This is a genomic window from Haloarcula pelagica, from assembly GCF_030127105.1.
Lineage (GTDB): Archaea > Halobacteriota > Halobacteria > Halobacteriales > Haloarculaceae > Haloarcula > Haloarcula pelagica.
Map to the genome: position 1 here is coordinate 2,694,440 of NZ_CP126161.1, position 13,894 is coordinate 2,708,333.

The 13,894-nt window shown below is 67.7% G+C and carries 14 protein-coding genes; 8 read left to right on the plus strand and 6 right to left on the minus strand.

From position 1 onward, the window contains the following. Window positions 1-133 precede the first annotated feature (133 nt). Both P1L40_RS14210 and P1L40_RS14215 read left to right on the plus strand, forming a co-directional pair. On the plus strand, window positions 134-1,027 hold the full coding sequence (locus P1L40_RS14210) for a ParA family protein (protein WP_284007934.1): 894 nt from the start codon (window positions 134-136) through the stop codon (window positions 1,025-1,027). Beyond that, window positions 1,024-2,010, plus strand: coding sequence for a chemotaxis protein CheW (locus P1L40_RS14215; protein WP_284007935.1), 987 nt, complete (start codon window positions 1,024-1,026; stop codon window positions 2,008-2,010). The genes P1L40_RS14210 and P1L40_RS14215 overlap by 4 nt, the downstream gene beginning before the upstream one ends. A gap of 6 nt (window positions 2,011-2,016) precedes the next feature. Here P1L40_RS14215 and P1L40_RS14220 read toward each other — a convergent pair whose 3' ends face one another. From P1L40_RS14220 to P1L40_RS14240, 5 genes are all read right to left on the minus strand, one after another. Then, a complete protein-coding gene (locus tag P1L40_RS14220; RefSeq protein ID WP_284007936.1) occupies window positions 2,017-3,186 on the minus strand; it encodes an NAD(P)/FAD-dependent oxidoreductase in 1,170 nt (389 codons plus the stop codon). A 37-nt stretch (window positions 3,187-3,223) separates the two neighbouring features. Further along, a complete protein-coding gene (gene mvaD, locus P1L40_RS14225) occupies window positions 3,224-4,198 on the minus strand; it encodes a phosphomevalonate decarboxylase MvaD (protein ID WP_284007938.1) in 975 nt (324 codons plus the stop codon). Window positions 4,199-4,246: 48 nt separating this feature from the next. Then, window positions 4,247-4,429, minus strand: a complete 183-nt coding sequence (locus P1L40_RS14230) for an HVO_2922 family protein (RefSeq protein ID WP_284007939.1) — start codon at window positions 4,427-4,429, stop codon at window positions 4,247-4,249. Window positions 4,430-4,675: 246 nt separating this feature from the next. Further along, complete coding sequence (locus tag P1L40_RS14235; RefSeq protein ID WP_284007941.1) at window positions 4,676-5,212, minus strand: cob(I)yrinic acid a,c-diamide adenosyltransferase; 537 nt, start codon at window positions 5,210-5,212, stop codon at window positions 4,676-4,678. Window positions 5,213-5,254: 42 nt separating this feature from the next. Continuing rightward, a complete protein-coding gene (locus tag P1L40_RS14240; protein ID WP_284007942.1) occupies window positions 5,255-5,902 on the minus strand; it encodes a peptide-methionine (S)-S-oxide reductase MsrA in 648 nt (215 codons plus the stop codon). 85 nt (window positions 5,903-5,987) lie between these two features. On the opposite strand from P1L40_RS14240, the gene P1L40_RS14245 reads away from it, so the two are divergent. The 3 genes from P1L40_RS14245 (at window position 5,988) to P1L40_RS14255 (ending at window position 6,837) form a co-directional block, all read left to right on the plus strand. Continuing rightward, the gene (locus P1L40_RS14245; RefSeq protein ID WP_284007944.1) at window positions 5,988-6,158 is read left to right on the plus strand and encodes a DUF7838 family putative zinc beta-ribbon protein; all 171 of its coding nucleotides are present in this window, start codon (window positions 5,988-5,990) and stop codon (window positions 6,156-6,158) included. Window positions 6,159-6,227: 69 nt separating this feature from the next. Further along, window positions 6,228-6,431 carry a DUF7511 domain-containing protein gene (locus P1L40_RS14250; RefSeq protein WP_284007945.1) on the plus strand — a complete coding sequence of 68 codons (204 nt, stop codon included), beginning with the start codon at window positions 6,228-6,230 and terminating at the stop codon, window positions 6,429-6,431. A 37-nt stretch (window positions 6,432-6,468) separates the two neighbouring features. Then, complete coding sequence (locus P1L40_RS14255; protein ID WP_284007948.1) at window positions 6,469-6,837, plus strand: response regulator; 369 nt, start codon at window positions 6,469-6,471, stop codon at window positions 6,835-6,837. Here the strand turns inward: P1L40_RS14255 and P1L40_RS14260 are convergent. After that, window positions 6,834-11,024 (minus strand): PAS domain S-box protein, encoded by a 4,191-nt coding sequence (locus P1L40_RS14260; protein WP_284007950.1) that lies wholly within the window; start codon window positions 11,022-11,024, stop codon window positions 6,834-6,836. The genes P1L40_RS14255 and P1L40_RS14260 overlap by 4 nt on opposite strands. 216 nt (window positions 11,025-11,240) lie before the next feature. On the opposite strand from P1L40_RS14260, the gene P1L40_RS14265 reads away from it, so the two are divergent. The 3 genes from P1L40_RS14265 to P1L40_RS14275 all read left to right on the plus strand — a co-directional run bounded on the left by P1L40_RS14265 (window position 11,241) and on the right by P1L40_RS14275 (window position 13,887). Next, window positions 11,241-12,305 carry a pectinesterase gene (locus P1L40_RS14265; RefSeq protein ID WP_284007952.1) on the plus strand — a complete coding sequence of 355 codons (1,065 nt, stop codon included), beginning with the start codon at window positions 11,241-11,243 and terminating at the stop codon, window positions 12,303-12,305. 244 nt (window positions 12,306-12,549) lie between these two features. Then, complete coding sequence (locus P1L40_RS14270; protein ID WP_284007954.1) at window positions 12,550-13,011, plus strand: NYN domain-containing protein; 462 nt, start codon at window positions 12,550-12,552, stop codon at window positions 13,009-13,011. Window positions 13,012-13,041: 30 nt separating this feature from the next. Continuing rightward, window positions 13,042-13,887, plus strand: a complete 846-nt coding sequence (locus P1L40_RS14275) for a TatD family hydrolase (RefSeq protein WP_284007956.1) — start codon at window positions 13,042-13,044, stop codon at window positions 13,885-13,887. Window positions 13,888-13,894: the final 7 nt, after the last annotated feature.

Genomic DNA, 13,894 nt, shown 5'->3' on the forward strand with positions numbered 1-13,894 from the left:
CCCTGTCTGACTGCCGTCAGACGCCGTTTCGGACCTGCTACGCCGGAAATACGCCGTCGTCCCCGAGTTCCGCCGTTGATAATCGGGGGCGTATTTTTATAGTGGCCCGGCGACGAGTTCCCGCCACTTCGAGATGACGAGAGCAGCAGCGGACGGCCCGGCGCGTGTCTGCGTGACCAACGCCAAAGGCGGGACCGGCAAGACGACCATCGCGATCAACGTCGCCGGAGCCCTGAACGACAGGGGTCGGGATGTCCTGTTCGTGGACCTCGATCCACAGGGCAACGCCACGGAGGGGCTCGGCCTGGTCGACGAGTACGACGCCGAGCCGCCCACACTGTTCGACGCGCTCACCGACGACCCGTCGCTGCTGTCGGACCTGATCGTCGAACACGAGGAGATGGACGTGGTGCCGTCGAGTATCGACATGCTCCAGGCCGAGCACGAACTCACCATCGCCGACCTGATCGCGCGGGTCCGGACGCAGGGCCGGAGCGTCGACCCGGAGACGCTGGCCTCCTTCGCGATCAACGTCTCGCCGTCGATGGTCACGGGGAGTCACGCCCTGGACACGCTCGATCGTGCGCTGGCGACGGTCTCCGACTACGACTACGTCGTCATCGACTCCCCGCCCTTCTACGGGAAACTGACAGACACCGGGGTCTTCGCCGCACAGCACATCCTCGTTCCGGCGCTGACCGAGGCCACTTCCGAGCGCGCCATCGAACTGCTGATGGACCAGATGGCGGCGATGGAACGCCAGACCGGCATCGCCGTCGAGATGCTCGGCGTCGTCGCCAACCGGGTCGAGACGACCGCCGAGGACGAGACGATGCTGGAGTGGTTCAACATGGCCTTCCCGGACAGCCCCGTCTGGGAGGTCCGGAAACGGGTGGCGCTCCAGCGGGCGTTCAGCGCCGGCCGATCGGTGTTCACGGCCGAGGAGAGCTGTGACATGGCGGCGGTGTTCGAGGAGGTCGCCGCCGAACTCGACAGGACGTTCGGATACACAGAGGTGACAGCATGAGTGACGACGACCGCATGGACCGCGCCGAACGCATCCGGAAGATGCGCGAAGGGGACCGGGAGACAGACACCGACGACGGGACCGAGTCGAAGACGACCACCGAGTCGACGACGGACACCTCGTCGGAGGGCGACACGGCGGAGCCGACAGACGAAGCCGACGTGACAATGCCGGACGAACCGGCGTCGACGGGTGCCGAGCCGACGACCGACTCCGAGGCGTGGTTCGACGAGGAGTCGGGGACCGGCGACGACGGGGAGACAGCGGACACTGATACCGACGGCTCTCAGTCCGCCGAGGACGCGCTCTCGGCCGCCGAACGGGCCGCACAGTCGGCGGCACAGCTCTCGGGCGGGGACGCGGCCACGCCTGGGGGCGACCAGCCCGGCGATATCTCCGCGACGGCGACGGCGATGCAGGGGCCGACCGGCGTCGAACTGCCCGACCAGCAACTGCTGGAGGAGGCCATGACCGGCACCGGCACGTCCAGGGCCGAGGGCGGCGCGCGGGCCGCCGCCGTCGGTGAGGAGACGAGCCAGAGCGAAGAACTGGTCCGGGTGCTGGAGTTCGCCCTCTCGGGGGAACACTACTGCCTGGACATCGAGTACGTCGAGGAGATCGTCAAGCGGGACACGATCACCCGGGTCCCGAACACGCCCGACTACGTCGAGGGCGTGGTCGACCTCCGCGGGCAGATCACGACGATCCTCGACCCGACGGCGATGATGGATGTCGACGACGCGGGGTCACAGGACCTCATCGTCGTCTTCGACCCCGACATGTCCGAGGATCAGGGCGCGATCGGCTGGGTCGTCGACGAGGTCCGCCAGGTCGCGCCGATCACCGAGGACCAGATCAACGACCCACCGGTCGACGCCGAGTACATCAACGGCGTCGTCGACCGTGAGGATCAGGACCAGTTCGTCATCTGGATCGAACCCGACGACGCGCTCGAACAGGCCACCCTCGACGACGGGGACTGAGCCGCCTCACTCCTCGTCGAGCACCGCGTCGTCCAGTTCGCTCTCCGCGACCGCCACGTCGAGTTCTTCTCGAACGAGGTCGACGGCGTTCTCGACGGCCCCGACACTCCCCAGGTAGCCGGCGCCGACGGTCGTCTTCAGCGCCAGCGCCGGGCGGCCGGTCAGCACCGTCGGACCGACCTTCGCGACAGCGTCGTCGCCGACCGACACGAGCCATCCGGGTACGTCGAACGAGTAACGGGTGAGTCGCGGTTCGAACCCGCCGCGGCCGTCACGCAGGTGATCGACCAGCGCCGCGATGTTGCTCCCGGCGACGCGGGCTTCACGGATCGCGGCGCTCGCACTGGCCGGCACTGCCTCGCCGTCGCTGTCGACGACGCGGGCGGCGTCGCCGACGGCGAAGGTCCGCTCCCCCAGTCGGAGGTCCGCCCTGACGACCGGGCGCTCGTCGCGCATCGCCTCGGTCCCGGTGATCCCGCCGGTCCAGACGAGCTGGTCGTAGGCGATCGTCTCGCCGCTCGCGAGCGTCAGTGTGTCCTCGTCGGCCTGTCTCACCGAGTCGCCCGTCCGGACGGTCACGCCGGCGTCGAGGAGCGCCTCGTGGACGGCGCTCTGGAACGACTCGGGGAACGTCGGCGCGACCTCGGACTCCTGTTCCAGCAGGAGTACCTCGGTGTCCGCGTCCTCCTCGTCGCGGAGCGCGGCCAGTTCGCCGGCCACCTGGATCCCCGAGAGGCCAGCGCCGCCGACGACGACCCGGCCCCCAGACAGCGCCAGGAACGCCTCGCGGACCTCGCGGGCGTGGTCGAGTCGCTTCAGCGGCGTCGCGTGGGCACGGACCCCCGGGAGGTCGTAGAAGGCCGTGCGGGCGCCCAGACACACCGCGCCCACGTCGTAGGACAGCGTCTCCTCGCCGTCCAGCGTCGCCGTCCCGGCGTCGGGATCGACCGCGGTGACCGACGCCTGACGGACCGCACAGTCCAGCACCGCGTCGAGGTCGACCGAGATCTCGTCGGCCAGCGACGGTCGCCGAACGACCCGGTGGAGTTCGTGCTGGACGACGTGACTGTCGCTCTCGTCGACGACCACCAACTCGGCGTCGTCTGGGAGGGTCCGTTCGAGTTTCCGGGCGAGTGTCAGGCCGGCGTAACCAGCGCCGAGTACGGCGACGCGCATGGGCGGCGGTTGGGGCCCGACGCCCATAACCCCTCGCTCAGAACAGCGCGGCGTCGGAATCCAGCACTCGGGCAGGGCCGCCCACGTCCCAGACGCGCGTGTCGACGCCACAGTCCGCGACGGCGGCCTCGACCTCGTCGACGTACTCGGCGGTGGTGTTGACGTAGACGCTCGCGCCGGTGTCGACCGAGAAGTAGACGGGAAGGTCCCGTTCGGCGCGCAGTTCCCGGACGGTGTTGAAGATCTCGATGGTCCGGGGCTGCCAGTACACCCAGCCCGCCGGCCCGGTCATCGTCGTCGCCGCCAGCGACAGCGAGTCGTGTTCGGCCAGTTCGAACGCCCGGCCGAAGTCGGCGTCGTAGAGCGCGTCACGCATGTCCGAGATCTGGCTGTGGATGTGGGCCATCCGCCCCTCGAACATGTGGCTCTCGGCGGCCTCCCGGTGGGCGGCCTCGGTCTCCTTGTAGGAGGGGACCATCCCGGCGACGATCCGGAGGTCGTCCGCCAGATCGGTATCGATGCGTTCGCTCCGGCAGTCCTGGTCGTTCATCCCCGTCCGCAGGTGCGAGAACGCGCCCGTGACCGCCCGGGCGGCCGAAGAGGAGCCCCGCCGGGCGACCGTCGAGATCTCGGGGCGAGTCATGTCGAGGCCGGCGGCCTCGACCAGTGCCGTCGCCGCCGCGGCGAACCCCGACGACGAGGAGCCAAAGCCGATGTTCGTCGGGAAGTTGTTCGCCGACTCGAAGCGGACGCCGTGGTCGATGCCCGCGAGCTCGCGGACGTGGTCGACGACGGCGTCGATCCGCTCGGCGCCCCGGCCCTCGACCGGTTCGCCGTCGATGACGTAGCTGTCCTCGCTCCGGTCGGGGTCGAACTCGGCGGTCGTCTTCGAGTGACTGGGCGCCGTACAGACGGAGATGCTGTCGTGATAGGGGAGCCGAAGCTCCTCGTCGCGCATCCCGTGGTACTTGACCAGCCCCTGGATCGGATGGGCCTTCGCGGTCGCTTTCATACCTCACCCTTCCGGGCCGGTCACTTTGCTATTGCGAACCGTTTCCGGTCAGTCCAGTTCCTCGATCTCCGCGTCGGGCGCGTTCGTCTTCACGCTCCGAATCCCCTGTTTGGCCTTGTCCTTGCTGGCGTAGCCCTCGCCGCTGTCGGCGATGATGTTTCCGTTGTCGTGTCGGAGCCGCCACCGCCAGTCGTCGGCCGAGTCGACGTAGAGTTCGAAGGTCGCTCCCATCGATACCGAGTGACACACTCCGTGGGCACGTGAAACTGTGGGCCACGGCGCCCCGCTCGGAGCCGAAGCCACGAGCTAACGTGACCGTTAGACGGGCGATAACGATTACCTCACTATCGGTACGGGCAGTATGCGTTGTCACCGGTGTGGCGTCGATACCACCGTCGAGAAACACACGGTCGACGGGTTCGAAGGGTATCTCTGTCCGGAGTGTCTGATCGCCTGGGAACGGCTCGTCGACTGAGTTCAGTACTCGGGGTTCTCCTCCCGGACACCCTCGCGCTTGTTGACCAGGCGCGCGAGGGTAAACAGCGCGTCAGAGAGCCGGTTGAGGTAGACGATGGCCGTCTCGTTGACGCCGGCCTCCTCCGCGGCCAGCGAGACGGACCGGCGCTCGGCACGACGACAGACCGCCCGCGCGTGGTGGAGTTTCGCCCCCGGTTCCGATCCCGACGGGAGGATGAACGACTCCAGGGGATCCAGTTCGTCGTTGGCCTCGTCGATGATCGCCTCGATCTCGTCGACGTGGCTCTGGACGAGTCGCGGGTCGCCCTCCTCCGGTTTGGGGTTCGCGAAGTCGGCCTGGACGATGTGGAGGTGGTTCTGGACCGCTCGGAGCTTCGCGTCGATGTCGTCGTAGCCGGTCGGTCGGACGACGCCGACCAGCGCGTTCACCTCGTCGACGGTGCCGTAGGCCTCGATGCGGCGGCTGTCCTTCGAGACACGCTCCATGTTCCGGAGGTCGGTCTGGCCCTGGTCGCCGCGCCCGGTGTAGATCGTCATAGTCGGGACTGAGGAGGCCACGGTCTTATAGGCGCGGTCGCTTCACAGCCGCCGCTCGACCTCCGCGAGGACAGACGGCGGGAGGTCGAGTCCCGCGAGGAACGCCTCGCGCTGGTCCGGATCGCCGTGGCCCGCGACGAACCCGTTGAGGCGGGCGGCGACTGTCGAGTCGACCAGCGCCTCGCCGTAGTGGTCGAGGAGTTCGTCGCCCAGGACCGGCGTCGACCGGAGCTCGTACTTCTGGTGGGAGTCCTCGGCCAGTGTGAACTCGCCGAGTGTTTCGATGGGTGTCTGGACGGACTTGCCGGTCCGGTCGGCCAGCGCGTCCCGGGACCGTTCGGCGGCCGCCAGCTGGTCGTCGTCGTGGACGAGGATCACGCCGCGGTACTGGCGCTTGTGGGCCGCCGAGAACGGGTCGTGACTGCGCCAACACACCTCCAGTAGGTCCGTGTAGTCGAGATCGGCAGGGGCGTACTCCACCTGGACGACCTCCGTGTGGTCGCCAAGCGAGTAGTAGGTCGGGTCGGCCGCGGTGCCGCCGGCGTAGCCGACGCGGGTCCGGACGACGCCCGTCATCGAGCCAAAGCGGGCGTCGGGGCCCCAGAAACAGCCCAGCCCGAACGTCGCCGTCCGGGTTTCGCTGGGTGGGGGTGCCGTCCGGTCCGGCGTCAGCCGGTCCGTCGCTTCCATAGTCGTCCTATGGTCCCCGACGCGGTTCCGTCCTTCGGCTTCCGAAACCGGGAGCTTCAATTGCTCCGGCGCGCAAGCCCCTGTCATGAGCCTGGAACTCGAACACTACTGTCCGACGTGTGACCAGTACCGCGACTTCTGGAAGGTCGCCAGCACGAGGATGCACCTCGGCACGAAGGTCAAGTGGCACTGTCCGGAGTGTGACTACGGCTTCGTCCGCATCGACGGCGAGGTCGACACCGCCCAGGTCGCGTAGCTCTCTGTACTGCTATTGAGCCCTCTTAGCAGCGGTTTTACTCGCCCTGTTCGACGGCTCAGTCGAGCCATGCACTCAGAGCCCGACTGGGTGGCCGACGAGACCCGACAGCCCGAGACGCCGGCCGTGGAACTGCAGTCGACGGTCGTCCGCTACAGCGACGGGGCGGATCGCTGTACGGTGTATCCGCCGGACTGTCCCGAGACGGCCCGGCTCACCACGTGGCTCAGTGCCGACCGAGCCGTGTTCGTCGACCGGGACGCCATGCGGTGACCGGGATTTTATATTCGACGGCGACGAGGTACGGACAATGAGTATCGACGTGCTATTGGTCGACGAAGACCGTGACGTACTCGAAATCGTCGAGACGTTTCTGGGGCAGGAAGACGGGTTCGTGGTGACCGGCGAGACCGATCCCGAAACGGCGCTCGGACGGATCGCCGACGGGGGGTACGACGCGGTCGTCAGCGACTACAAGATGCCGAAACTGGACGGGCTGGAGCTCTGTTCGGCGTTGCGAGACCGCGGGAACGACGTGCCGTTTCTCCTGTTTACGGCCCGTGAACTCGAAGACCTGGAGGGCGCGGCGGACGACGCGGGCGTCACGAACATCGTCCAGAAGGGGACCGGAACCGAACAGTACAGCGTCCTGGCAGATCACATCCGTGACGTAGTCTAATCGCCGGTCCGCGGGATGTGGAGCCGGACGACCGTCCCGTCGTCGTCCGACTCGAACGACACCGAGCCGCCGTAGGAGTTCGTCACCCAGATGACGAGCCACAGCCCCAGCCCGCTGCCGTGGGTCAACTGGGTGATCGGCTCGTCGCCGGTGAGCACGTCCAGTTCGTGCTCGGGGATTCCCGGACCGTCGTCCGCGACGGTCACGGTGACGGTCTCGCTGCCGGCCGAGACGGTCAACCGGACCGACGGGTCGTCGCCGCCGTGTTCGACAGCGTTTTCGAGGAGTTCCTCGACGACCCGCTGGAAGCGCCCGTCGGCGGCGACCGCCTGCTGGTCGGGGAGGGAAGTGTCGATGTCGACCCCGTACTGCTGGGACACGGTGTCGGCCAGCGACGCCACGACGGACGGTACGTCGACAGGCTGGTTGCCCGCGTCCTCGCGGCGGACCGACCGCTCGATCTGGCGTGCACGGTCACTGAGCGACGCCACTTCCTCGGCCTTGCGCTGGAGTCGCTCCAGCAGCGACGCCAGTTGCTCGTCTTCGATCCGTTCGTGTACCTCGTCGGCCAGGCCCAACACGACTGTCAGGTCGTTCCGGAGGTTGTGCCGCAACACCCTGTTGAGCACTTCGAGACGGCGTTCGCGCTCACGCTGGTCCGTGATATCGGTGTAGATCCCGAACCCGGCGACGGTGTCCCCGTCGTCCTGGCTGTAGGGGACGCCGCGAAACAGGAAGTCCCGGGCGCCGTGTACCGTCTGTCGCCGGACCTCCGCCTGGACTGTCTCGCCGGCCTGGCCGAGTTCGTCGAGGTGGACGGCCTCCTCGTGGACGTTCTCACCCGGCGGCAGGATGAAGTCGTTGAGGTTGGCACCGATCACCTCGTTGCGGTCGAAGCCGAACACGTCAGAGAACGCGGCGTTGAGCGACTTGACGACCGGCTCCCCGTCGACGAACTCGCTCTCGACGACGGCGTCCGGGAGGTTGTCGAACAGATAGGTAAAGCGGTCTTGCTCCTCCTGGAGCTGCTCGCGGGCCTGCTTGAGGTCGGTGAGGTCACGCACGACGCCGATCGAGCCGCGGAAACTCTCGCCGTCGACGAGCGACACCTCGACCTCGGCCGGGCGGTGGTCGCCGCGGGCCGTCGTCAGCGCCGTCTCGACTTTGACCCCGTCCGCGTCGCTCTCCCGGAGATCACGGATCGCCTGCTCGAAGGCCGCGACCTCCCGGTCGTCGAGCAGCCGGCTCGGGCGCTCGCCCAGCATCTCCCCGGGCTCGAACCCGAGCCACTCCGCGAGCGGATCGGTCACGAGCTGGAACCGCCCCTCGGTGTCCAGGACGTACACCATGTCCCGGACGTTCTCGACGACGGTCTGGTAGCGCAACAGGTCCTGTTCGCGGGCGACACGGTCCAGCGCGGCGGCCGCGTTCGAGGCGAGGATCTCCGCGACCGAGGCGTCGGTGTCGTCGAACCCCTCGGGGTCGTCGGTCCCGATGCTCATGACGCCGTGGTCGCCCATCGGGACGTACATCGCGCCGGCGACGGGGATCTCGCCGTCGACGAGGTCGCTGTCGGCGAACTCGTCGAAGTCGTCGACCCTGATCGTCTCCCCGCGCTGGAACGCCCGCCCGGGGATTCCCTCGTCGGCGTCGTACTGTGGCCGGTAGGGCGACTTGTCGGTCGCGGTGACGACATCCAGCGTCTCCCTGTCCTCGTCGTACAGGCGGACCAGGTTCATCTCGAACCCGAGATCACGTTTCGCCGCACTGACGACGGTCTCGGCGACCTCCTCGGGTCTGTGGGCCTGCATCAGTGCCCGGGTCGTATCCAGCAGCCCCGAGAGCGCCTCGTCCCGGCGGCGCTGTTCCGTGATGTCGTGGAAGTACACCGAGAGCCCGTTCTCCGAGGGGTAGGCGGTGACCTGGAACCACCTGTCGATGGGCGGGTAGAACGCCTCGAAGGTCGTCTGCTCCTGTGTCTCCATGGCGTCGTGATACTGGCGGTAGAACTTCGAGTCGACCGCGTCGGGGAACATCTCCCAGAGGTTCTCGCCTAACACCGTCTCGGCGTCCTTCCCGAGTACCTCCTCGGCGCGGCTGTTGAAGAAGGTCAGCTCCCAGCTGTCGTCGACCGCGAAGAAGGCGTCACCCACCCGGCGGAGGATCTGTTCGGTCCGCTCGCGGGCCAGTTCGAGCTCCCGTTCGCGCTCCTTTCGCTCGGTGATGTCGCGGATGACGCCGGCGGTCCCGACGAACTCCTCGTCGTCCCACAGGAGCGTCATGTGGTCTTCCGCGGGGAAGCTGTCGCCGTCGGCCCGCTGGAGCGCGAGGTCGAAGGTAGCCTCGTCGTCGAGATTCCCGAACAGCATCTCCCGGACGACCATCTCCGCTCGTTCGACGACCTCGTCGGTCTTGACGACGCTCGTATGCGAGCCCAGCAGCGCCTCCTCGGAGTAGCCCGTCAGATCGAGCATCGCCTCGTTGACGAACTCGAAAGAGCCCTCGTCGTCGAGGGCGTAGACGCCGTCGTCGACGGCTTCGATGATGTCCTCGTACCGTTCGAGTTCGTCCTCGCGCTGGCGGCGCTCGACCTCGCGGCTCACCCACTGGATGAGCACCTCGATGAACGTCTGTTCCGCGTCCGAGAAGGGGTCGTCACGGGGTTCGTCGTCGGCGAAACACAGCGTCCCGTAGAGTTCGCCGTCGACGTGGATCGCCCCGCCCATGTAGCAGGCGATCCCGCCGGCCTTGTAGGGGACGCTGTCCCCCCACCCCTCCTCGGCAGCGTCCCGAATCCCGAGGGTCTCGCCGTCCTCGACGACGCGCCGACAATACGTGTGATCGAGGTCGACGGTGACGCCCTCCCGGACGACCTCGTGGTCCCCGACCAGCGTCTGGATCTCGTAGTCGGACCCGTCGATGCGGCTCAGATACCCCAGCGACAGGCCGAGCCGGTCGGCGCCGAGTTCCAGGACACGCTCGATCGTCTCCCGCTGTGTGAGCGTGTCGTTCGCCGCCAGCCGCGCGAGTTGCTGGAGCGACTCGTTGTTCGCTCTGAGTGCCGCCTGGCGCTCTCGCTGATCCGTGATATCGGTCGCGATGGCGACCAGGCGCGGCGCTTCTGCGTCACGGTCCTCGATGACGCCGTTCGTGTGGAGCCACCGGACCTCGTCGTCGACGAGCACGCGGAACTCGGACTCGAACTGCTCGCCGTCCCCGCGTGCCGCCTGGAACTCGTCGAACACCACGGACCGGTCCTCGGGATGGACGTACTGATAGAACTCCTCCAGCGTGCCGCCGAACGCTTCTGGTGTCGTGTCGAACAGCGCCGCGGTGGCGTCGTCCCACACGACCTCGCCGGTCTCCAGGTTCAGTTCGTAGACCCCCGTGTCCGTGCCATCGAGTGCCAGATCGAGCCGTCTGTTGGTCGCTTCGAGGCGCTCCTCGCGGTCCTTCCGATCCGAGATGTCACGGACGACGCCGGTGCAGTACCAGTCCCCGTCGTGCTCGAAGTCCCCGAAGGAGACGGCGACCGTCAGTTCGTCCCCCGAGGCGGTGAGCAGCGGAAGCTCCAGGTAGTCCCAGTCGATCGCCCGCTCTCTGTTCTCGACGTACGCTTTGAGCCCCTCTTCGTGGGCCTGTTCGAGGTGGTCGGGGACGAGTTTTACGAACGGGTCGCCGACCAGTTCGTCGCGGTCGTAGCCCGTCAACTCGGTCAGGGGATCGTTCGCGTAGACGATCCGACTCTCGGCGTCGATCGTGACGACGGCGTCGTTGATGCTGCCGGCGACGGCTTCGAACGAGGAATCGAACGCCGTCGGCAGGGTCCGAGGCGCGTCCGTGCGCGGTCGGTACGCCTCGACCCGTTCGGCGAGGTCTGCCTCGTCGAGGGGCACGTACTCGGTCGCCCCGAGCCGTGTCGCCTCGGCGGCGAGACGGCCGTCCGGACTGTCTGTACAGTAGAGGACGGGAACCGTCTCGTCGATCCTTCGGACGGCTTCGACCACGTCCAGTCCGGTCTCCGGTCCATCGAGTGTGTGTTCACAAACGATCACGTCGGGGATGCTGTCGGCCAGTGTTTCGACTACTGCCTCCGACGACGAAACTGTCAGCACCCCATCGACTGCGAGTGTTGGTGGCCCCCCGTCCGACCGACGGACGTACAGGACATCGACTTCCTCCGACATGCTGCGATTACGGCTACAAACAGGGGGAGACACATATACTCCTCGCCGCCGTTATCAGCGGCGAAAGCCGGCCCACAGTATTGTGCGTCGAGAGTCTCGTCGGACGGGAGCTCTCGACGGCTCGATCAGCCATAAATGCTATGCTGCGATAGAAAATACGGTTCCACGGTCCGAACCAACACACGCTTTACTGCTATCGAGCCGAAACAGTCGGACATGTCCCTGCAGCAACTCGCGATCGGTGTGATCCTCGTCCTCTCGCTTGGAGCCGCTACCGGTCCCGTGACAGCACAGACAGCCACTGCCGACACGCACGTCGTCGCCGCCGACGGGAGCGGTGAGTTCCGGACGATCGACGCTGCGCTCGCGGCCGCCGACGACGGCGACACCGTCGAGGTCAGGCCCGGCGTCTACCGCGAGCGGGTGACCGTCGACGACAACGTCACGCTCGTGGCGCCCCACGGCGCCGTTCTCGACGGCGGACAGTTCACCGACAGCGCCGCCCTGTCCCTGGGTCGCGACACCGCGGCGACGATCCGGGGGTTCACGATCCGGTACTACACGGTCGGGGTCTGGGCCAACGGAACCACCGGTGACTGGACCGTCACGAACACCTCGGTGATCGGCGGGACCGTCGGGATCGAGGCCAGCAACACGGCAGGCGACTGGACGGTCGCGAGCACGACGGTCGCCGCCACGAGCGACGACGCGCTGTACGCGCCCCGGGCGAGCGGCGCGTGGACGATCGCCGACAGCCGGTTCGACTCGCCGGGCGGCGACGGGATCGATGCGGCCCGGACGACGGGCGAGTGGCGCGTCAGGGACGTGGTCGTCACACGACCCGCGACGGACGGGATCGACGCGACCGGGTCGACGGGTGACTGGCGCGTCACGGACGCGCGAGTCAGCGACGCCGAACGCGGGCTCAAGGCGATCCGAGCGGACGGCGACTGGCGGGCGATGGGAGTGACGGTTCGGGACAGCCCGGTCGGGATCACCGCTCCGCGCGCGACGGGCGCGTGGACAGTCACGGACGCCGACGTGCGCGCCAGCGGCGTCGCGGCCTTCGTCGGCCGGACGACAGGCGCCTGGACGATCGCCGACAGCCGTCTCGACGGGGGCGTCCGCGGGGTCTACGCCTTCGGGACGCGGGGTCCCTGGACCATCCGGAACACGGTGATCACGACGGACGATACATCAGCGGCCGTGGGTGTCGACACCCGCGAAGCGAGCGGTGACTGGCGGACACAGAACGTCTCCGTCCGCGTCGCCACCCCGTAGCCGAGCGGACAGCGAACCGCAGTCCCGTTCTCGCTCGCCGAGACAGTGGAGCACCGGATCTGAGCGCGTCGTGACCGCGACGCGAGTCAGAGGGGCAGTGACCGTTGCCGACTGACCGACGGGCAAGACCCACCTCGCGCAGTTCCCGGTGTCCCGCCTCAGTCGATTTTCTATCGCGAATATTGGTTTATGCGCGGCGGTGCGAAACAGCACATTGAAACCGGCCCACCCGGGAGAGAGCCGTATGAGACTGTTGCGACGACTGCGTCCGACGGGCGACGACCGGACACGGGTCGGGCTGTTCGTCGACGGGCCGAACATCCTCAGATCGGAGTTCGATGTCGACCTGGACGATGTCCGGCTCATAGCGGAGTCGTACGGGCCGCTCTCGACGACGCGGCTCTACCTCGACGAGAACGCCTCCCCGGGGCTCATCCAGGCCGGCGAAGCCCGGGGGTTCGAGGTGGTCACGACCAGTGGCGACGTGGACGTACGGCTGGCGGTCGACGCGACCGCGGCCGTCGTCGACGATCGGATCGACGTGTTGGTGATCGCTTCCCGGGACACGGATTTCAAGCCCGCCCTGGAGGTCGCGGCACGGGAGGGCGTGCAGACGGTCGCCGTCGCCCCGGGCGAACACGGTCGGTCGGACGCGCTCCGGAACGCCGCCCAGGACGCCCTCTCGCTGGACGGGGATGTCGAATAGGTTTTGTCAGGGGCGTGCCGACGCCGGGGTATGGAGATCGACGAGACGCCCGTCTTGGACAACCACCTACACCTCGACCCGGTCCAGGGACGCAACACCGAGGCAGTCACGGAGTTCGCCGATCACGGCGGGACCCACCTGCTCGTCCTGAACAAGCCGTCCTGGCACCTGGTCGAGGCCGCGACCGACGAGGCGACCTTCCGCGAGGCGTTCGACCTGACCGTCCAGGCCGTCGAGGACGCGACCGACGTGCTCCCGGGCCGTGCCTGGCCGGTACTGGGGGTTCACCCGGCGCTGCTCTCGCGGCTCGTCGACGAGGGATACACCCCACAAGAAGCCCGGGACATCATGCAGACCGGGCTCGACATCGCCGCCGAGTACGTCACCGACGGTCCGGCGCTGGCGATCAAGTCCGGCCGGCCCCACTACGATGTCGACGACGACGTGTGGGCGGCTTCGAACGAGGTGATGCGCCACGGCTTCGCGCTCGCGGCCGAGGGCGCCTTCGCGATCCAACTGCACACCGAGGGCGGCGAGGACTTCGAGGAGGTGGCCCAGTGGGCCGAAGCCGAGGGGATGGACCGCCGGCAGGTCGTCAAACACTATTCGGGCGGTCGGCTCCGCGGGCCGACGAAGTCCGTGCTCGCGGACAAAGACGAGATCGAGGTCGCCATCGAGGAGGACGAACCGTTCCTGCTGGAGACCGACTACATCGACGATCCGGAGCGACCCGGTGCGGTGCTGGGACCGAAGACAGTCCCCCGACGGGTGCGGTGGCTCCTGGAGAACGGGCACGACGACGCGGTCAGAACAGCCTGCGTCGAGACGCCGAAGGCGGTCTACGGCATCGACACGGAGGCGACGCTCGCGGACTGAGTCCTGA